At 63.7% G+C, this 604-nt stretch carries 1 protein-coding gene; it reads left to right on the top strand.

Annotation, left to right across the window (positions count from 1 at the left end):
* Nucleotides 1-588, top strand: a 588-nt coding sequence (locus ACYVKA_RS13515) for a hypothetical protein (protein ID WP_460706188.1), incomplete at its 5' end; no start/stop codon positions are given.
* Nucleotides 589-604 lie beyond the last annotated feature (16 nt).

Below are 604 nucleotides of genomic sequence, written 5' to 3'. Positions count from 1 at the left end.
GCGCGTGCACTGGATGGCCAGAACTCGTACACCACCCACATTTCGGTGAGCCTCGGCGAAGGTCGCCACGTCGTCGACGACGTCCTGCCGGTAGTGCGTCTAATGGCTGGCGCTCATGCGCCCAACAGGCTCTTGTTGGCCCCCGTGCGAGTCCCCTACAACGCCGATGACGCAGAGGTCCTTGATCCCCCCAATCCCGATACCCAGCAGGAGCTGGACAAGGCACTTCAGGTCACGGAGGCCCTTGCAGTATTGCAACAGCTGACCCCCGTGGACCTGCACATCCCAGACCCGGACGACCGCACCACCGACTGGGAGCAAGTCATCACCGCTGGCGAGCTCGTGGCTGGCCGTCCGGTCGAACATCATTGCTCGGAGATGACCGGGCCTCCCGGCTTATTCACCGAGGCTGGCGACCGCATCCAGGTTCGCGACCATGTCGCGATCACACTTCCTGAGACCACGATCCAGCTGGGCGAGGTCACGTACACCTTCCGGGGCCATTCCTTGGGAAGCCGCGACTATCCCGGTCAGGGCCCACTTGAAGTGTGGCAGGTCGATGGCAGCGTTGCGGCACAGCTCTCCTGACAGCATCGAGCGAGGC

This window comes from Luteococcus sediminum, from assembly GCF_054783495.1.
The sequence above is the reverse complement of the archived record's forward strand: the minus strand, read 5'-3'. Positions and strand labels throughout refer to the sequence as shown.